The 18618-nt window shown below is 59.1% G+C and carries 15 protein-coding genes and 1 pseudogene; 9 read left to right on the top strand and 7 right to left on the bottom strand.

All coding sequences use genetic code 11. From position 1 onward, the window contains the following. Positions 1-68: 68 nt before the first annotated feature. Positions 69-1100, bottom strand: a pseudogene (locus GTU76_RS30565) (HAMP domain-containing protein); the annotation flags it as partial. A 189-nt stretch (positions 1101-1289) separates the two neighbouring features. Here GTU76_RS30565 and GTU76_RS11365 point away from each other — a divergent pair. After that, entirely contained in the window at positions 1290-2768 is a 1479-nt protein-coding gene (locus GTU76_RS11365) for a helicase HerA-like domain-containing protein (RefSeq protein WP_180698645.1), read from the top strand. 103 nt (positions 2769-2871) lie between these two features. On the opposite strand, the gene GTU76_RS11360 is transcribed toward GTU76_RS11365, so the two are convergent. Further along, on the bottom strand, positions 2872-3327 hold the full coding sequence (locus GTU76_RS11360; protein ID WP_038366691.1) for a DUF721 domain-containing protein: 456 nt from the start codon (positions 3325-3327) through the stop codon (positions 2872-2874). 309 nt (positions 3328-3636) lie between these two features. On the opposite strand from GTU76_RS11360, the gene secA reads away from it, so the two are divergent. The 4 genes from secA (at position 3637) to GTU76_RS11340 (ending at position 9443) form a co-directional block, all read left to right on the top strand. Beyond that, the gene (gene secA, locus GTU76_RS11355; RefSeq protein ID WP_150730565.1) at positions 3637-6372 is read left to right on the top strand and encodes a preprotein translocase subunit SecA; all 2736 of its coding nucleotides are present in this window, start codon (positions 3637-3639) and stop codon (positions 6370-6372) included. A 122-nt stretch (positions 6373-6494) separates the two neighbouring features. Beyond that, positions 6495-7712: a bifunctional glutamate N-acetyltransferase/amino-acid acetyltransferase ArgJ gene (argJ, locus tag GTU76_RS11350; protein WP_180698644.1), complete on the top strand. Its 1218-nt coding sequence runs from the start codon at positions 6495-6497 to the stop codon at positions 7710-7712. Between the two features lie 154 nt (positions 7713-7866). Next, positions 7867-8499 carry a glutathione S-transferase family protein gene (locus GTU76_RS11345; protein ID WP_175553373.1) on the top strand — a complete coding sequence of 211 codons (633 nt, stop codon included), beginning with the start codon at positions 7867-7869 and terminating at the stop codon, positions 8497-8499. Further along, positions 8496-9443, top strand: a complete 948-nt coding sequence (locus tag GTU76_RS11340) for a Nudix family hydrolase (protein ID WP_175553374.1) — start codon at positions 8496-8498, stop codon at positions 9441-9443. The genes GTU76_RS11345 and GTU76_RS11340 overlap by 4 nt, the downstream gene beginning before the upstream one ends. A gap of 113 nt (positions 9444-9556) precedes the next feature. Here the strand turns inward: GTU76_RS11340 and GTU76_RS11335 are convergent, their stop codons facing one another. The 3 genes from GTU76_RS11335 to GTU76_RS11325 are packed head-to-tail and all read right to left on the bottom strand — an operon-like array spanning position 9557 to position 13144. After that, positions 9557-10141 (bottom strand): cob(I)yrinic acid a,c-diamide adenosyltransferase, encoded by a 585-nt coding sequence (locus GTU76_RS11335; RefSeq protein WP_175553375.1) that lies wholly within the window; start codon positions 10139-10141, stop codon positions 9557-9559. 3 nt (positions 10142-10144) lie between these two features. After that, positions 10145-12181, bottom strand: coding sequence for a sensor histidine kinase (locus GTU76_RS11330; RefSeq protein WP_016983191.1), 2037 nt, complete (start codon positions 12179-12181; stop codon positions 10145-10147). Positions 12182-12226: 45 nt separating this feature from the next. Beyond that, a complete protein-coding gene (locus GTU76_RS11325) occupies positions 12227-13144 on the bottom strand; it encodes a putative 2-dehydropantoate 2-reductase (RefSeq protein ID WP_180698643.1) in 918 nt (305 codons plus the stop codon). Positions 13145-13284: 140 nt separating this feature from the next. Between GTU76_RS11325 and GTU76_RS11320 the strand changes: the two genes are divergently transcribed. Then, a complete protein-coding gene (locus GTU76_RS11320; RefSeq protein WP_008080210.1) occupies positions 13285-13770 on the top strand; it encodes a YajQ family cyclic di-GMP-binding protein in 486 nt (161 codons plus the stop codon). Between the two features lie 181 nt (positions 13771-13951). Continuing rightward, a complete protein-coding gene (locus GTU76_RS11315) occupies positions 13952-14794 on the top strand; it encodes a mechanosensitive ion channel family protein (RefSeq protein ID WP_016983189.1) in 843 nt (280 codons plus the stop codon). A 228-nt stretch (positions 14795-15022) separates the two neighbouring features. On the opposite strand, the gene GTU76_RS11310 is transcribed toward GTU76_RS11315, so the two are convergent. Beyond that, a complete protein-coding gene (locus GTU76_RS11310; RefSeq protein WP_180698642.1) occupies positions 15023-16348 on the bottom strand; it encodes an OprD family porin in 1326 nt (441 codons plus the stop codon). A gap of 896 nt (positions 16349-17244) precedes the next feature. On the opposite strand from GTU76_RS11310, the gene GTU76_RS11305 reads away from it, so the two are divergent. Beyond that, complete coding sequence (locus GTU76_RS11305; RefSeq protein ID WP_016983819.1) at positions 17245-17670, top strand: HIT domain-containing protein; 426 nt, start codon at positions 17245-17247, stop codon at positions 17668-17670. Positions 17671-17673: 3 nt separating this feature from the next. Beyond that, positions 17674-17880 carry a SlyX family protein gene (locus tag GTU76_RS11300; RefSeq protein ID WP_008080215.1) on the top strand — a complete coding sequence of 69 codons (207 nt, stop codon included), beginning with the start codon at positions 17674-17676 and terminating at the stop codon, positions 17878-17880. A gap of 83 nt (positions 17881-17963) precedes the next feature. On the opposite strand, the gene GTU76_RS30260 is transcribed toward GTU76_RS11300, so the two are convergent. Next, positions 17964-18566 carry a cold-shock protein gene (locus GTU76_RS30260; protein WP_180698641.1) on the bottom strand — a complete coding sequence of 201 codons (603 nt, stop codon included), beginning with the start codon at positions 18564-18566 and terminating at the stop codon, positions 17964-17966. Positions 18567-18618: the final 52 nt, after the last annotated feature.

Raw genomic sequence — 18618 nt, 5'->3', positions numbered from 1 at the left:
CGCAGGGCGACTTCGTTAACCTGACCGGTGGCCGAGGACACTTCGCGGATCGAACCGTGAATACGCTCGACGAAACGGTTGAATGCGGTGCCCAGCACGCCGAATTCATCGTTGTTAACGATGGTCAGGCGTTTGGTCAGGTCGCCTTCGCCGTCGGCAATATCTTCCATGGCGCGAGTCATGACGTGCAGCGGCTGGATCAGAATGCGGATCAGCATGCCAAGCAGCGCGAGGATGATCGCGACTGCGATGACTGTGGCGATGACCGCAGAGGCGCGGAACTGGCTGAGCATCGCAAAGGCCTGATCCTTGTCCACCGACAGACCGATGTACCAGTTCACCGACGGCAGGCCTTTGATCGGCGCGAAGGTCACGATGCGGGTCTTGCCGTCGACGGTGACTTCGCTGAAGTCGCTGCTGATGCGCGGGGTGTCTTGCGGATAGGCTTCTTTCAGGGATTTCATCACCAGAGCCTTGTCCGGGTGGACGAGGATCTTGCCGTCGGCGCTGACCAGGAACACATAACCCATGCCGTCGAAGTCCCGGGCGGCGAGGGTGTCGACCAGCGATTGCAGGCTCAGATCACCGCCAACCACACCGACGCTCTGACCGGCCTTTTTCGAGGCGGTGGCGATGGAGATGATCAACTGGCCGGTGGCGGCGTCGATGTACGGTTCGGTCAGGGTCGAGGTGCTGCTGCTCTCGGCACCTTTATACCAAGGGCGCACGCGCGGATCGAAACCGTCCGGCATCTTCGTGTCCGGGCGGATGGTGAAGTGCCCGGTGGCATCGCCCAGATAGGTGGCCATGAACGTCGAGGTCAGGGCTTTCTGCTCCAGCAGGCTGGCGACGTTGGCAGACTCGGGGTTGATCGAAATGTTCTGGGCGGCGTTCTCGATCAGCAGAATGCGACCGTTGAGCCAGGTCTGGATATTGTCGGCGGTGACCTCGCCCATCTCGTTGAGATAGTTGTTCAGGTCATCGCGGATCGCATTGCGCTGTAGCCAGTCGTTGTACAAGGTAAACGAGGCGAAGGCGGCGATGACGATGAGGGCGGCGGCAAGCAAAATTTTATGGCTGAAGCGCAGATTTTTGTTCATGGCTTGGGGTTCCGCTAAGGTCTTAATGTCCAGGGCGTGCTTTTATAGAAGCGCGCATAATGGGCAAGGGTGAAAACAAGCTGATATTTCCGTCTCTCCTTAGGGAAATGTCCGGCCTGACTTGTGGTCGGGTCTCTCACTCTTCTTTATCGGCCATGCAGAATCAAAGATTAACCATTGGGTGACAAAATGCCTGACTCCTCGCAACTCGTAATCGGCGCCGATCTCGCAGGCCAACAGATTGCTCAGGCCATGCGCCTGGCGAACCGCCACGGACTGGTCGCGGGCGCCACCGGTACCGGTAAAACCGTCACCTTGCAGCGTTTGACCGAGGCGTTCAGCGACGCCGGCGTCGCGGTGTTTGCCGCTGACATCAAGGGCGATCTGTGTGGCCTCGGTGCCGCCGGCAATCCGCAGGGCAAGGTGGCCGAGCGCATTGCCGGGATGCCGTGGCTCAACTACAAGGCGCAGGCCTATCCGGTGACCTTGTGGGACATCCACGGCGAGTCCGGTCATCCGTTGCGCACCACGCTGAGCGAAATGGGCCCGCTGCTGATCGGCAGTCTGCTGGAACTGACCGACAGTCAGCAGTCGGCGCTTTATGCAGCGTTCAAGGTCGCCGATCGTGAAGGCCTGTTACTGCTGGATCTGAAGGATCTGAAAGCGCTGCTCAATCACCTCAAGGAAAACCCGCAGCTGTTGGGCGAAGACGCGGCGCTGATGACTACTGGCTCCAGTCAGGCACTGTTGCGCCGCTTGGCAATCCTCGAACAGCAGGGCGCTGAAGCCTTGTTTGGCGAACCGGCACTGCAACTCGAAGACATTCTGCAACCGACCGCCGATGGTCGTGGGCGCATTCACTTGCTCGACGCCAGTCGTCTGGTGCACGAAGCGCCGAAGGTCTATGCGACATTCCTGTTGTGGCTGCTGGCCGAGCTGTTCGAGCAGTTGCCGGAGCGCGGTGATGCCGACAAACCGCTGCTGGCGCTGTTTTTCGATGAGGCGCATTTGCTCTTTGGCGATACGCCCAAGGCCTTGCAGGAAAGGCTGGAGCAAGTGGTGCGCTTGATCCGTTCCAAAGGCGTTGGCGTGTATTTCGTCACGCAGTCGCCGGCGGACTTGCCCGATGACGTGCTGGCGCAGCTCGGCCTGCGCATTCAGCATGGCTTGCGCGCCTTTACCGCCAAAGAGCAGAAGTCCCTGCGCGCGGTAGCGGACGGCTTCCGGCCGAATCCGGCGTTTGACAGCCTGTCGGTGCTGACCGAGTTGGGGATTGGCGAGGCGTTGGTGGGGACGCTGACGGAGAAAGGCACGCCGGAGATGGTCCAGCGCGTACTCGTGGCGCCACCGCAATCGCGAATCGGGCCGCTGACCGATACCGAACGAACCATGCTGATTGCCGGATCGCCGTTCAAGGGCCGCTATGACAAGCCGATCGATCGTGAGTCTGCGTATGAAATTCTGATGGGGCGTAAAGGGCTGGCGCCTGAGGCTGAAGCGCCAGCGGCTTCGCAAGAGCCGAGTCTGGCGGACAGGGCTGGAGAGTTCCTGGGTACGGCAGCAGGGCAGGCCTTGAAGTCAGCCATGCGTCAGGCTGCCAATAACCTCGGCAAACAACTGGTGCGCGGCCTGATGGGGTCGCTGCTCGGCGGCAGCAAACGCCGCTGAAACCTGTGGGAGCGAGCTTGCTCGCGAAGGCGCCGTGTCAGGCAACACATAGGTTGAATGACAGTCCGCATTCGCGAGCAAGCTCGCTCCCACAGGGAATTTGTCAGGTCTTGGCTTTGGCGTGCGCCGCCAGTCGTTCCAGCGCCGCGCGCAACCCCGGGTCAGTGATCCCGTCCGCCGTGGCCTGAATCGTCGCCGCTGCATCCGTCGACAAATCCATTGTGTGCCCGGCCGCTCCGCGTTGAACGGTCGGCGGCTGCACCTTGAACAGAATCCGCGTCAAACTGGCGAACTCGTCAAACATCTGCAACTGCCGCTGCAAGCGTTTTTGCTGGTAACGCAGGCGCGTGGCCCAGTGGCCATCGGTGACAATCAGCAACAGACTGCCCTCACGCCACGACGCTACATGGCAATGTTCACGGGCGGCGGGTTGCAGTTGGCTTTCGAGCAGGCGCTGCAGATGACCCAGTCGTTGGGCGTGGCCGAGGATGGCTTTGAGCGGCTTGGCTTCGCGCAGGAGAACGGCGGGTGCTCTGGCCGTAAGAGGGCGAAATGCCATGATCGAACACCTGAAGTAACAGAAACGCCATGGTAGCAGAAAGAGGTGGATTCACTCGCCCATTGCTTTTGCCCCCGCTTTACCCATTAAATCAACGACTAACTTCTGCCTTGTATGACTTGAAGTTGAGCAAAACGCCCCTATTTTAAGTGAGCCCCGTCAAAGCGCAGTGCCAGCATCGTGGAACATCGCCACTTTCCTCACTTCCGTTTCCGGGTAGAATGCTCGTTCGCATGCGGCCATGAGGGCTGCACGGGCGACGCTCACGGGGCCGCCCTCCATCCCTTTAGTGTGGAAGATCCTGCCGATATGTTTGCGCCTTTGTTAAAGAAACTTTTTGGAAGCAAGAACGAGCGTGAAGTCAAACGCATGCTCAAGACGGTGCAGCTCGTCAATGCCTTCGAAGAGCAAATGGTGGCCCTTTCGGACGATCAATTGCGCGCCAAGACCGAAGAGTTCAAGGCCCGCATCGCCAAAGGGGAAACCCTCGACAAGCTGTTGCCAGAAGCCTTCGCGGTCGCCCGCGAAGCCGGCAAGCGCATCATGGGTATGCGCCACTTCGACGTGCAACTCGTCGGTGGCATGACCTTGCACGAAGGCAAGATCGCCGAAATGCGCACCGGTGAGGGTAAAACCCTCGTAGCGACCCTGGGTGTTTACCTCAACGCATTGTCCGGCAAGGGCGTGCACGTTGTGACGGTGAACGACTACCTGGCGCGTCGCGACGCCAACTGGATGCGTCCACTGTATGAATTCCTCGGCCTGACCGTCGGCGTCGTGACGCCGTTCCAGCCGCCGGAAGAGAAACGTCTGGCCTACGCCGCCGACATCACCTACGGCACCAACAACGAATTCGGTTTCGACTACCTGCGCGACAACATGGCGTTCAGCATGGAAGAAAAATTCCAGCGCGAACTCAACTTTGCCGTGATCGACGAAGTCGACTCCATTCTCATCGACGAAGCGCGTACCCCGCTGATCATCTCCGGTCAGGCCGAGGACAGCTCCAAGCTGTACATGGAGATCAATAAACTGATCCCGCAGCTGGAACTGCACGTTGAAGAAGTCGAAGGTGAAGTCACCAAGGCTGGCCACTACACCGTTGACGAGAAGACCCGTCAGGTCGAACTCAACGAAGCCGGTCACCAGTTCATCGAAGACATGCTCACCCGCGTCGGCCTGCTGGCTGAAGGCGAGAGCCTGTACTCGGCGCATAACCTGGGCCTGCTGACCCACGTGTATGCCGGTCTGCGTGCGCACAAGCTGTTCAATCGCAACATCGAATACATCGTGCAGGACGGCCAGGTCGTACTGGTCGATGAGCACACCGGCCGTACCATGCCGGGTCGCCGCCTGTCCGAAGGCCTGCACCAGGCCATCGAGGCCAAGGAAGGCCTGAACATCCAGGCTGAGAGCCAGACCCTGGCCTCGACTACCTTCCAGAACTACTTCCGTCTGTACACCAAGCTTTCCGGCATGACCGGTACCGCTGACACCGAAGCGTTCGAATTCCACCAGATCTATGGTCTGGAAGTCATGGTCATCCCGCCGAACAAACCGTTGGCGCGTAAAGACTTCAACGACCTGGTGTTCCTGACCGCCGAAGAGAAATACGCGGCGATCGTTACGGACATCAAGGAAAGCATGGCTGCCGGTCGTCCGGTGCTGGTGGGTACTGCGACCATCGAAACTTCCGAGCACATGTCCGCATTGCTGGTGAAGGAAGGCATCGAACATAAGGTTCTGAACGCCAAGTTCCACGAAAAAGAAGCCGAGATCATCGCGCAGGCCGGTCGTCCGGGCGCACTGACCATCGCCACCAACATGGCCGGTCGTGGTACCGACATCCTGTTGGGCGGTAACTGGGAAGTGGAAGTCGCGTCGCTGGAAAATCCGACCCCTGAGCAGATTGCCCAGATCAAGGCCGACTGGCAGAAGCGTCACCAGCAAGTGCTGGAGTCCGGCGGTCTGCAAGTGATTGCCTCCGAGCGTCACGAATCGCGCCGTATCGACAACCAGCTGCGTGGTCGTGCCGGCCGTCAGGGTGACGCCGGTTCGAGCCGCTTCTACCTGTCGCTGGAAGACAGCCTGATGCGCATTTTCGCCTCTGACCGGGTGAAGAACTTCATGAAAGCCCTGGGCATGCAGCCGGGCGAAGCGATCGAGCACCGCATGGTGACCAACGCGATCGAGAAGGCGCAGCGCAAGGTTGAAGGCCGTAACTTCGATATTCGCAAGCAACTGCTCGAGTTCGACGACGTCAACAACGAACAGCGTAAAGTGATCTATCACATGCGTAACACGTTGCTGGCCGCTGACAACATCGGTGAGACCATCGCTGACTTCCGTCAGGACGTGCTCAACGCCACCGTCAGCGCACACATTCCGCCGCAATCGCTGCCAGAGCAGTGGGACGTGGCCGGTCTGGAAGCGTCGATTGCCAGCGATTTCGGCGTGACACTACCGATCCAGCAATGGCTCGACGAAGACGACCATCTGTACGAGGAAACCCTGCGCGAGAAGCTCATGACCGAGCTGATGGCGGCGTACAACGAGAAAGAAGACCAGGCCGGTGCCGAAGCACTGCGCTCGTTCGAGAAACAAATCGTGCTGCGCGTGCTGGACGACCTGTGGAAAGACCACCTGTCGACCATGGATCACCTGCGTCACGGTATCCACCTGCGTGGCTACGCTCAGAAGAACCCGAAGCAGGAATACAAGCGCGAGTCGTTCACGCTGTTCTCCGAGCTGCTGGATTCGATCAAGCGCGACTCGATCCGTGTGTTGTCGCACGTTCAGGTGCGCCGCGAAGATCCGGAAGCCGAAGAGCAACGTCTGCGTCAGGAAGCCGAAGCACTGGCCGCCCGCATGCAGTTCGAGCACGCCGAAGCGCCAGGTCTGGAGCAACCGGAAGTACTCGGTGAAGAGGTTGATGTAGCCCTCGCCACCGCCCCGGTTCGCAATGAGCAGAAGCTGGGCCGCAACGAACTGTGCTACTGCGGTTCGGGCAAGAAATTCAAGCATTGCCACGGGCAGATCCAGTAAAACCCGTTTCAATCGCTGAAATACCCGCGCCGCGACCGGCTCCTGCCGTCGCGGCGTTTTGCCATTTAAACCACCGTTGCTGCGCGTGACGGTGCTGACATCATTGAGTAAGGAGCGCATTCATGGCTGTTGGTCTTGGTCCTTTGCCAACGTTGCACCCGGTTGCCGGTTTTGAACTCGGTATCGCCTCGGCCGGCATCAAGCGCCCCGGGCGCAAAGATGTCGTTGTGATGCGCTGCGCCGAAGGCTCGACCGTGGCGGGCGTGTTCACCTTGAACGCCTTTTGCGCCGCGCCGGTGATCCTGGCGAAGAAGCGTGTACAGAATGCCGTGCGTTATTTGCTGACCAACACCGGCAATGCCAACGCCGGCACTGGCGAGCCGGGCCTGGCCGCTGCTGAACGCACCACCGCAAAGTTGGCCGAGCTGACCGGCGTTGCTGCCGAGCAGATCCTGCCGTACTCCACCGGCGTGATTGGTGAGCCACTGCCGGTCGAGAAGATCGAAGGCGCGCTGCAAGCCGCACTGGATGACCTGTCGGAAAACAACTGGGAAGCCGCCGCCACCGGGATCATGACCACCGATACCCTGCCGAAGGGCGCCAGCCGCCAGTTCGAGCATGACGGTGTGACCATCACCGTCACCGGCATCAGCAAAGGCGCGGGCATGATCCGCCCGAACATGGCGACCATGCTCGGTTACATCGCCACTGACGCCAAAGTCTCCCGCGAAGTGCTGCACAACTTGATGCTCGACGGTGCCAACAAGTCGTTCAACCGCATTACCATCGACGGCGACACCTCGACCAACGACTGCTGCATGCTGATTGCTACCGGTAAAGCTGCACTGCCGGAAATCACCCGCGCCGAAGGCGAGTTGTTCGCCAAGTTGAAGCAAGCGGTGTTCGAAGTGTGCATGGACGTGGCCCAGGCCATCGTGCGTGACGGCGAAGGCGCAACCAAGTTCGTGACGGTTGAAGTGAATGGTGGCGGCAATCATCAGGAGTGCCTGGACGTTGGCTACACCGTTGCGCATTCGCCGCTGATCAAGACTGCGCTGTTCGCTTCAGACCCGAACTGGGGCCGTATCCTCGCCGCGGTCGGCCGTGCCGGCGTGCCGGATCTGGACGTAAGCAAGATCGACGTGTTCCTCGGCGAAGTGTGCATTGCCAGCCGTGGTGCCCGTGCGGCGACCTACACTGAAGCCCAGGGTTCGGCGGTGATGCAGCAGGAAGAGATCACTATCCGCATCGAACTGGGTCGCGGCGATTGCAGCGAAACCATCTGGACCACCGACCTGTCGCATGAATATGTGAAGATCAACGCCGAATACCGCACCTGATCCAAGACCGGGTCGCTTCTTTCGCGAGCAGGCTCGCTCCCACAGGGGATTTGTGACAACACGATCCAATGTGGGAGCGAGCCTGCTCGCGAAGGCGGCAGCTCAAAGAATGCAAGTCTCCAGGTTTCTCCACTGACGAAAAGGCGCCACACCCATGTCCCTGCACCTGATCATCGGCGACAAACTGCTTTCCTCCTGGTCCCTGCGTGCCGCACTGGCGCTTGAACTGACCGGCGCACCGTACAGCGAAGAACTGATCAAACTCGGCAAGCCCGATACCCGCGCGCTGCTGCTCAAGCATTCGCCGACCGCCAAAGTCCCGCTGCTGCAAACGGCGCGCGGCACCATTGCCGACTCACTGGCAATTGCCGAATACCTCGCCGAGACGTTCCCGTCCGAGCAACTATGGCCCTCCGACATTTTCGCCCGCGCTCAGGCCCGATCCGCTTGCGCACAAATGCACAGCGGTTTCTTCGCCATGCGCAATCACATGCCGTTCAACCTCAACCATGACGCACCGCTGAACCCGGTGCCGCCAGAAGTGAAGATCGACATCGAGCGCATGCTCGCGCTGTGGGCTGAATGCCGCGCCGCCGCCACCGAGAGCGGGCCGTACCTGTTCGGTCGGGTGAGTCTTGCCGATGCCTTCTTCGCCCCGATTGCCGTGCGTTTGCGCACCTACCAAGTGCAGCTGCCCGCCGCCGACGAAGCCTATGTTGAAACCGTCTACCAATGGCCCGCCTTCAAAGCATGGCAAAAGGCTGGACTGGAGGAGTTGATTCCGTGAAACGCGTACACGTCGCCGCTGCGGTCATTCGTGATAGCAGCGGCAAAATCCTCATCGCCCGCCGCGCCGACACCCAGCATCAGGGTGGTCTGTGGGAGTTTCCCGGTGGCAAGGTCGAGGCCGACGAGTCGGTCGAAGGCGCACTGGCCCGTGAGCTGCACGAAGAGTTGGGCATTGTCGTTGGCTCAGCCCGCCCGCTGATCAAAGTGCGTCACGACTACCCGGACAAGCAGGTATTGCTGGATGTCTGGGAAGTGTCGGCATTCACCGGCGAGCCGCACGGTGCTGAAGGGCAGCCGTTGGCCTGGGTCTCGGCGAAGGAACTGGCGAGCTACGAATTCCCGGCCGCGAACCAGCCGATCGTTGCGGCGGCGCGTTTGCCGGCGGAGTACCTGATTACCCCTGAAGATCTGGAAACCCCGGCTCTACTGCGCGGTATCCAGAAGGCGATTGCCGGTGGGATCAAACTGATCCAGTTGCGCGCGCCGAACGGCTATGACCCCAAATATCGCGATCTGGCTGTCGATGCGGCCGGGCTGTGTGCCGGGAAGGCGCAGTTGATGATCAAGGGGCCGTTCGAGTGGCTCGGCGATTTCCCGTCTGCCGGCTGGCACATCACCTCTGCACAGCTGCGCAAATACGCGGCGGCGGGGCGGCCGTTACCGGCGGAGCGCTGGTTGGCGGCGTCGTGCCACAACGTTGAAGAACTGGCGCTCGCCGAGCAGATGGGCGTGGATTTCGTCACGCTGTCGCCGGTGCAGCCGACTTTGACGCACCCGGATGCCCAGCCGTTGGGCTGGGAGCAGGCTTCAACGTTGATCGAAGGCTTTAGTAAGCCGGTGTTTCTGTTGGGCGGGGTTGGTCCGGCTGAGCGCGAGAAGGCTTGGGGCGTTGGCGCGCAGGGTGTCGCGGGGATTCGCGCGTTCTGGCCTGATTCTCTGTAAAGGCTGCTGGCCTCTTCGCGAGCAAGCTCGCTCCCACATTTGACTGCATTCCAACTGGATGAACCCAATCAACTGTGGGAGCGAGCTTGCTCGCGAAGGCGGCCTGTGAGGCGCTACTTTTCTGCAGGTTTTACCGCCGGTTGCCAAAGAATCTCCGCAATCCCCTGCCGCCGCGCAATCAACCGCGCCGCGACAAACAGCAAATCCGACAACCGATTGATATACGCCAGCCCAACCCCGGCCAACGGCTCCAGCGCATTCAAATGCTGACAGCGCCGCTCGGCACTCCTCGCCAGACTCCGGCACACATGCGCCTGCGCAATCAGCATCGACCCGCCCGGAAGAATGAAATTCTCCAGCGGCCCCAGCTCTTCATTCCACAGATCGATCGCAGTTTCCAGCCGTTCGATTTCTGCCGCGTTCAATGCCTGATACTCCGGCATCGCTAACTCGCCACCCAGATCGAACAGCCGATGCTGACAAGGTGCCAACACCTCGATCAGTTCATTTAGTCCGGGATACGTGTCACGCTCGGCCAGCAACCCGGCCAGCAACACGCCGACCTGACTGTTCAGCGTATCGACCTCGCCGATTGCCTCGATGCGCGGGTGATCCTTGGGCACGCGGCGGCCATCGCCCAGGCCGGTTTCGCCTTTGTCACCGGTGCGGGTGTAGATTTTCGACAGGCGAAAGCCCATGGGTTACCTCGATAATTGATTGGTTTCGGCAGCGATAGGCAGCGGTTGCGTCAACGGCAGGCGCAAGGTGAAACAGGTGCCTTGGCCCGGTGCCGACTGCACCTCCATCTGTCCTTTGTGATTATTGGTGATGATGAAGTACGACACCGACAAGCCAAGGCCGGTGCCCTGACCGATTTCCTTGGTGGTGAAGAACGGCTCGAAGGTGCGTTTGCGCACGTTCTCGCTCATGCCGATGCCGTTGTCCTCGACCTGGATTTCGGCCCACGGTGGATTGAGCTTGGTGCGCAGGATGATCCGTCCCGGTTCGCTGTCGTCTTCACGCTGATGGATGGCCTGCGCGGCGTTTTTCAACAGGTTGAGCAGCACTTGCTCAAGTTCATTGGCGGTGCCCGGCACCGGACCGAGCGCCGGGTCGAACTGACGGATGATCGCCTGGCCCTTGAAGTCGAAGCCGATGGCCAGATCAAAGTCGTTGCCAGCGATTTCCACTGCTTGATCGATCAATGCCGGTAAGTCGCACGGCGCCATTTGTCGGGTGCTGCGACGGCTGAAGCTGAGCATGTGCGTGACGATTTTCGCCGCGCGGGCGCCGGCCTGTTGGATGCCGTCGAGCAGTTGCGGTACTTCGCGGCCCTGCAGATAGCGGTTTACCGTGTCCAGTTCAATGCCCAGTTGCTCGGCGGTTTCGAGGTTCTTCGGCAGATCGGCGGACAGGCGTCGGCGAATGTTCTGCACGTTGTGCAGGATCGCGCCCAGCGGGTTATTGATTTCATGGGCCATGCCGGCGGCGAGACCACCGACCGAAAGCATTTTTTCCGACTGCACCATCATTTCTTCCAGCGACAGACGCTGGGTGATGTCGTCGATACGGATCACCACGCCACGCCCGGCGCCGCCCATCAACGGGTAGAACGTCAGCGCGTAATGCTTCGGTTCATCGTCCTTGAACCACGTCACTCGCTCGATTTTCGCCACAGTGTGCTGTTCGACGGTCTGCTTGAGTTGCGGCAGAAACGGCTTGAGCGGTTCGAAGGCGAGAAAGATCGGCTGGTTCAGCGCCTCGTCCAGCCGAGTGCCGGAAAGGGCGCTGGCCTCCTGGTTCCATTGGGTGACGTAAAGCTGTTCGTCGAGGGCGATCAGCGCCGAGGGCATCGAGTCGATGATGCTGTTGAGGTAGTTCTGGAAACCGGTGAGCTTCTTTTCGATCTTGCTGCGCACCTGGACTTCCAGTTCCAGCTTGCGGTTGGTGTGGCGGGTTTCTTCCGCCAGACCCTGCGCCTGATCGTAAGCGGCTTGCGAATCGTCGCGGGCGCGCTTGAGTTGCTGCTCGCGGGCTTCGATGCGCGACAGCATGGTGTTGAACGCCTCGGCGAGACTGCCGATTTCGTCATGATTGCCGCGTGAGGCGCGCAGGGCGTAGTTCTCTTCGCGGGTCACCTGACGGGACAACTCCTCGAGCTGATGAATCGGCCGGGTGATCAGGCGTTTGATCTGACGGGCAATCACCAGCCACAACAGCACGCTGAAAATCAGAATGCCAAGGCTCGCGGTCAGGGTGCCGGTGTAGAACGCCATCGGCAGTTCGCTGCTGGCCACCAGCAACAAGTGGCCCGGCGCAGTGCCGGGGCGGGGCAGGGTGATCAACTGGTTGCTGCGAAATTCGGTCAGTTGCCACGCTTCGATGTGCCGATAGCGCTCCGGCAGATTCAGTTTGTCGCCGCGCTGCACTTGCGCCAGGCGTTCGCCCTTGCCGTCATACAGGGCGGCGGCGCGCAGTGGTGAATAGCTGTCGAGTTCTTTGAGCAGGCGCTCGGCGCTCTGCGGTGATTGCAGGGCTTCGCTGACCAGGCTGGGGTTGGAAATCAGCCGGCCGATGGTCTGCAACGCCTGCGGCGCCATGCTTTCCTGGGAAATGTAGTAGGCGGCACTGATAAAGGTCAGGTTGGCGACCAGCAGAACGGTGGTCAACAGCACCAGCAGGGCGGCCAGCAGTTTCTGGCCGACCGGCAGGTTTTCGAGGCGCTGGCGCAATGGCATCAGGTTTTTCACAGCAGAGGAACAAGTGGCCAGCGTAGCCGCTGCTCAGTCGCTGGGCAATCCGAGGCTGCGCAGATGCGTGATCAGTCGTTGCTGCAACTGCTTGAGGTGCGGCAGGTTCAACTGGTGGCGCACGGCGACTTTGCAGGCGTGGCCCAATAGATAGCTGATTTCGGTACGGCGTTGATTGGCGACGTCCTGATACATCGATGAGTAATTGGCGGCGGTGGCATGGATGACCCTTTCGACTTCCTGTTGCAGGTTTTCTGCTGCAGCCGGTTGGCCGCAACGCTCCAGCAACTCAGCGAGTTCGGCGCACAGGGTGGCGACCTCGCAATGGTGTTCCTGCAAACCACCGTTGCGGCAATTGTGCAGCACGGTCAACGGATTGATCGCACAGTTGAGTGCCAGTTTGCGCCACAAGCGCGTGAGGATATCGGTACTCCATTCATGGGGGATTTTCGCCGCCTCCAGATCGTCCAGCCAGATCGGCGCGACCGGATGCCCAGCGTCGCCCAGCCAAGTGAAGCCGTGGCCGGCGAACACCACACGCCAGGCGCCATCGCGAAAGGCGCCCTCGGTACTTGAAGCGCTGATGCAGCGTGCCAGCGGCACACGGTTGGCCACGGCGTCCTGACTGCCGAGGCCGTTTTGCAGGAGGATCAGTTCGGCGTCCGCCGTCAGCCGTGGGGCGAGGCGGGCGACGGCGCTTTCGGCGTCGTAGGCTTTGCAGGCCACCAGCAAACGGCGGATTGGCTCGGGACTATCGGGTGTTTCGCCGGGAACCGCATAGGTGCTCGCCACACCGTGCTCCACCAGCGTCAAGCCGCCCGCAGCCTGATAGCTTTGCAAGCGTTCGGCATCGCGCACGATCAGCCTGACCGGCAGACCGGCACGAGCCAGACGTGTAGCCCACAGCGTGCCGAGACTGCCGGCGCCGAGAACATGCCAGGGGGTGGACATCAGTTTTTTACTCGATTGCGTACAGGCATGTGCGGCTCGCCGTGTCGGTGGGAAAAGACCCGTTATAATGAGCCCGATTTTAACCGCAAGCCAAGCGCGCTCCATCCACATCGAGCGCGCCTTTTTATTGGAGAGATTACATGCCGTCGTTCGACGTGGTATCCGAACTGGACAAACACGAACTCACCAACGCGGTCGAGAACGCCGTGAAGGAACTCGATCGTCGTTATGACCTGAAAGGCAAAGGCAGCTTCGAGTTCAAGGAAAAAGACCTCACCGTCAGCCTGACCGCTGAAGCCGGGTTCCAGCTGGAAGCGATGATCGAAATCCTCAAGCTGGCGCTGGTCAAGCGCAAGATCGACGTACAGTGCCTTGAGGTCAAGGACGCTTATGCATCGGGCAAACTGATGAAGCAGGACGCGATCCTCAAGGAAGGCATCGACAAAGAACTGGCGAAGAAAATCGTCGGCCACATCAAGGATGCCAAGCTCAAGGTGCAGGCCGCCATTCAAGGCGAGCAAGTGCGCGTGACCGGCAAGAAGCGTGATGACCTGCAAGAGGCCATCGCGGCACTGCGGGCCAAGGAATTCGGCATGCCCCTGCAGTTCAACAACTTCCGCGACTAAGCTCGGTCAGATGACCTGTGGGAGCGAGCCTGCTCGCGAAGGCGGTGTGTCAGTCAACTCATTGCTGAATGACACGGCGCCTTCGCGAGCAGGCTCGCTCCCACATTGTTTTGTGTACACCCGGCGGGTTTCTGCCGCTTATTTTTCGCGTGCCCAATGGCCGGAAATCAGGAGATAGAACATGGATTTGAATGCTGAGGTGGACAACCTGGTCAAGGCATCCCAGGCGTGGATCCCGATGATCATGGAATACGGCAGCCGCGTGCTGCTGGCAGTGATTACCTTGGCCATCGGCTGGTGGCTGATCAACAAGGTCACGCAGAAACTCGGCGGTCTGCTGGCCCTGCGTAATGCCGATCTGGCGCTGCAAGGTTTTATCAGCAGCCTGGCGAACATCATTCTCAAGGTGCTGCTGATTGTCAGCGTCGCTTCGATGATCGGTGTTGAAACCACTTCGTTTGTTGCTGCGATCGGTGCTGCCGGTCTGGCGATCGGTCTGGCCTTGCAGGGCAGCCTGGCGAACTTCGCTGGCGGCGTGCTGATTCTGCTGTTTCGTCCGTTCCGTATTGGTGACTGGATCGAAGCGCAAGGCGTAGCGGGCACGGTCGACAGTATCCAGATTTTCCATACCGTGCTGCGTACTGGGGATAACAAGACCATCATCATGCCTAACGGCAACCTGTCGAACGGCATCATCACCAACACCAACCGTCAGCCGACCCGTAAGGTTGTGTTTGATGTGGGCGTCGATTATGAAGCCGATCTGCAAAAGGCCCGTCAAGTGCTGCTGGATCTGGCCAACGACGAGCGTATTCTGAAAGACCCGGCACCGCAGGCGGTGATTTCGACGCTGGGTGACAGTGCGATCACAGTTTCCCTGCGTGTGTGGGTTAAAACTGCAGACTACTGGGACGTGATGTTCATGTTTAACGAGCAGTCGCGTGATCGTTTAAAAACCGCCGGTATTGATATTCCTTTTCCGCAGCGGACGATTCGCGTAGTTCAGGAAACAGCAGCACAGTAACAACCTTGATACCTGGCTTTGCAGTCAGTTAATCAATAAGAACCCAAGAGTCATTCATGCTCTTGGGTTTTTTTATGCCTGTCGTGAAAGTTCGCCAGCTAATAGATAGCTGGCTAATCTTTGTTGCAGGGATGCAATAAGTGCAGGCATAAAAAAACCGCTCACCTGAATCAGGTGAGCGGTTCTTGTTAGAGCATGGCTCTACAGTACGTCAGCTGCGCATCTCTATTAAAGGATGTTCAGTGGGTACTCAACGATCAGACGGGTGTCGTTGTTGTCAGACGAGTAGCCGCTGTACGCGCCGTTGGAGCGGTACATGGCATAACGCAGACGGAACGACAGGTCTTTGGCCGGGCCTTCCTGGATCACGTACTTGGACTCGGCGTTCCACTCGTTTTCCTTGCCTTCACCCAGACCGTTGGTGGTGATGTGGTCACCCATCACGTAACGGGTCATGAAGCTCAGGCCAGGTACGCCGTAGGTTTTCATGTTCAGGTCGTAGCGAGCCTGCCAGGAACGCTCGTCGCGGCCCACGAAGTCGGAGATCTGAATGGAGTTGGCAACGAAGATGGTGCTGTTACCGTCAACGCCATAGTAGTAAGCGTTGTCGCCGCTGGAGCGCTGGTGAGCGAGGGTGAACTTGTGGGCACCGATGCTGTAAGCAGCGGCCAGGGACCACAGGTTGTTGTCCACACCAGTGGTGCCGTCGCCGATCGCGTCAACCAGGTCACCGCGGCTTTCGCCTTTGGTGTGGTAGCCGTTGAAGTCGAAGTTCAGCGACTGCTCGTCGTTGATTGGCAAGGTGTAGTTCAGGTTGACGTAGTACTTCTTGAAGTAGTCGTCAGCGTCGGAAGCAGCCAAGGCACCAGTGAAGTTATCGGTGAACGAGTAGCTGGCGCCGAAGATGTTGATGTTGGTCAGGCCTTTGCCGCCATTGCCGTTCTCATCAGGCAGACCGCCGATGCTGTCACGGCCCATACCGGTTTGTTTGCTCAGGGACGTGAAGCGACCTGCGCTCAGTTCCAGACCTTTGATCTCTTTGGAAGTGATCAGGGTACCGGTGGCGACTTCTGGCAGCAGACGGCTGTCGTCGGTGGCGAATACCGGGCTGGCAACGAATTGCTGGCCGTATTTCAGAACGGTGTCGGATACGCGGAATTTGACTGCGCCGCCGATTTTGCCCTGGGATTTTTCCGGGTTGCCATCGCTGTCGTTGGCGAACAGGCCGTTACCGCGGTGGCCCGAGCCGCCGTCCAGTTTGACCGAACCCATTGCCATGGCGTCGAGACCGAAGCCAACGGTGCCTTGAGTGAAGCCCGATTCGTAAGTCAGCAGTTGGCTGAGACCGGAATCCTGGCGATAACCAGCAGTACCGGAAGTGCCGTTGCCTGCACCGTTTTTAAAGTCACGGTTCATGTATTCAAAACGGGTCTTCAGTTTCAGGCTCTGGTCTCCAAAGAAACCTTTGGACTCGTCCTGGGAAGACGCCATTGCGAACTGCGAGGTGCCTGCTGCAACAGCCAGGGCGATCATGCTCCACTTCATCACGCGCATCGTGATTTGCTCCTTTGGTTTTTAGAAGAGTACTGCCGTCCCACCTGTTTTATTATCTGGGCGGCTCTTTCTTTTTGTGTCGGCGCAAACTTATATCACGCCGACAATGTTGGCGATACTTGCGAATCTAACCTTTCACCTTCTTTACGACGCTGTCGCAAACGGTTGTGTAGATGTCGCAAATTCACAGTACCGATGCAATCGGGCCTACAACTTTTTCGCTGTTTTCTTAGCCGTTCGCATCGCTAAAAAAGAGTCCCTGGCAAAACACTTGAATCTCCATCGGGCAACCCTGCCACTGTTTTTGTTGGGCTTGAGGCATCCACATCGTGTGGTGCGCTTATAGTCCATATGTGTGCGAATGCAACAAGCGTGCACAAACCGCAAAGTCAGTGCGGTTATTTTTCTGAACAGCGCGTGTTACCTGTAAAAACCTCATGAATACGGGGCGCAAAGCCTATTTTTACAAGGGCTTGACGCCATTCCTGCATTGGTGTTGCCACGGCGTCCGCTGCCCGCGACAGCGAAAAACGTTACCGGTTCACCCCGTGAGTGAGTATTCGGCGGATGCTTCGACGCATGAGCGTAGACGCACTGTGCGGTTTTGGTGCAAAAAAACACACACGCTGTCCTGTAATCACACAGCTTGGTGAGTGGGCGACCTTGAGCGCATCAGGGGTTTTCGGTCATTTGCGTGTGTTTATTGCCGTTCCCGGTTCTTTGCTGGTGCAACGTGTCGGTATATGTCCCATGTCGGGGCGTGCGGCGAATGACAAGAGGGCACAGCTGTCGTGAAGGCTGGCGCAATCGCAGGTATGCTGCCGGTCTGTCGCTTGGTGCTGCGTCCTGCGGGATGGCCGCTAAGCTCAAAATGTCGATCAGCCGGAGTGCGCGTAGTGTTTGCTTTAGATTCACGACTTCAACAGGACACGCTGACCCTCGGTGACTTCCCGCTCTGCCGACTGTTGCTGTCCAATGACAGCAACTATCCGTGGTTCATCCTGGTGCCTCGTCGCGACGATATCAGCGAGTTGTTTCAGTTGGATGTCGCCGATCAACAGCAGTTATGGCTGGAAACCACCGCGCTGGCCGAGTTGCTCAAGGATTTGCTGGATGCGGACAAAATGAACGTGGCGACGCTGGGTAACGTCGTCAGCCAATTGCACATGCACGTGATTGTGCGCAAACGCGATGACGCCGCCTGGCCGGCGCCGGTCTGGGGCAAACACCCGGCCAAGCCTTATAGCGCCGAGCAAGTGACGGCCATTCGCGAACGCTTGCGTCTGGTGCTGACCGAAGACTTCACGTTTCTGGAGGGCTGAAGCATGAGCCTGGAACAACGCGTTACCGATCTGGAAAGCCGTCTGGCGTTTCAGGATGACACCATCCAGTCGTTGAACGACGTGCTGGTCGCGCAGCAGCGTGTGGTTGATCGCCTGCAATTGCAGATGGCGGCACTGCTCAAGCGTCAGGAAGAGATGGTCGGGCAGTTCGAATCGTTCGAAGAAGAAGCGCCACCGCCGCACTATTGAGTGAGCCATTTGCTTGAATAGAAAGTGAAGACATAAAAAAACCGCGTACAGCCAGGCTGCACGCGGTTTTTTATTGCCTTGGATCAGCGACGCGGCAAGGCGGCGATCACGTCCTCGGCTTGCAGGCCTTTGTCCCGGTTCATCACCGAGAATTCCACGCGCTGGCCTTCGACCAGTACGCGGTGGCCTTCGCCACGGATGGCACGGAAGTGCACGAAAATATCATCACCGGAATCCCGGGAGATAAAGCCGAAGCCTTTGGAGGTGTTGAACCACTTGACGGTACCGGTATCACGGTTGGTCATGTCATAGCTGGTTGGAGCGGCAGCAGGTAAAGAACGATAGAAGCTCACCGCCAGGTGCAAGACCACGGCAACCAGCGCGATCACCAGGGTGAACAGCACGGCTGGCTGGCCGGCGATGACGGGCATCGGGGCGATCAGGGTCAAGGTTTGCAGGACGACGGTCAGCACCAGAAGAGCGCTGACCAGATTTTGCAGATGCTGACGCGGGCCTTTGTTCCAGTAAGGAATTACTGGAGCGATGACCAGGTTCAGCAGGCCGAAAAAGGCCAGGTAAAGTGCATCGGGTTGTTGCAGGTAGGGAACGGCTTCGGATTTCAAGCTGGGTATGAACGACAGCAGCAATGCCGCTGCGCCCATTAGCAGGTGGACGATTTTCAACATTTTGATTGGCTCACGTTTATGACGGCTCACAAGGAAGAGCTGAAGGCGCACG

The organism is Pseudomonas crudilactis (assembly GCF_013433315.1).
GTDB lineage: Bacteria > Pseudomonadota > Gammaproteobacteria > Pseudomonadales > Pseudomonadaceae > Aquipseudomonas > Aquipseudomonas crudilactis.
Note: the sequence above shows the minus strand (reverse complement) of the source record. Positions and strands in the feature narration are given on the sequence as shown.

Bases quoted from the DNA above. Each gene is read 5' to 3' on its own strand.
- GTU76_RS11310 (WP_180698642.1), bottom strand. From the start codon at position 16,348: ATGCGCGTGATGAAGTGGAGCATGATCGCCCTGGCTGTTGCAGCAGGC.
- GTU76_RS30260 (WP_180698641.1), bottom strand. From the start codon at position 18,566: ATGTTGAAAATCGTCCACCTGCTAATGGGCGCAGCGGCATTGCTGCTG.
- argJ (WP_180698644.1), top strand. From the start codon at position 6,495: ATGGCTGTTGGTCTTGGTCCTTTGCCAACGTTGCACCCGGTTGCCGGT.
- GTU76_RS11345 (WP_175553373.1), top strand. From the start codon at position 7,867: ATGTCCCTGCACCTGATCATCGGCGACAAACTGCTTTCCTCCTGGTCC.
- GTU76_RS11315 (WP_016983189.1), top strand. From the start codon at position 13,952: ATGGATTTGAATGCTGAGGTGGACAACCTGGTCAAGGCATCCCAGGCG.
- GTU76_RS11320 (WP_008080210.1), top strand. From the start codon at position 13,285: ATGCCGTCGTTCGACGTGGTATCCGAACTGGACAAACACGAACTCACC.
- secA (WP_150730565.1), top strand. From the start codon at position 3,637: ATGTTTGCGCCTTTGTTAAAGAAACTTTTTGGAAGCAAGAACGAGCGT.
- GTU76_RS11325 (WP_180698643.1), bottom strand. From the start codon at position 13,144: ATGTCCACCCCCTGGCATGTTCTCGGCGCCGGCAGTCTCGGCACGCTG.
- GTU76_RS11330 (WP_016983191.1), bottom strand. From the start codon at position 12,181: ATGCCATTGCGCCAGCGCCTCGAAAACCTGCCGGTCGGCCAGAAACTG.
- GTU76_RS11300 (WP_008080215.1), top strand. From the start codon at position 17,674: ATGAGCCTGGAACAACGCGTTACCGATCTGGAAAGCCGTCTGGCGTTT.
- GTU76_RS11365 (WP_180698645.1), top strand. From the start codon at position 1,290: ATGCCTGACTCCTCGCAACTCGTAATCGGCGCCGATCTCGCAGGCCAA.
- GTU76_RS11335 (WP_175553375.1), bottom strand. From the start codon at position 10,141: ATGGGCTTTCGCCTGTCGAAAATCTACACCCGCACCGGTGACAAAGGC.
- GTU76_RS11360 (WP_038366691.1), bottom strand. From the start codon at position 3,327: ATGGCATTTCGCCCTCTTACGGCCAGAGCACCCGCCGTTCTCCTGCGC.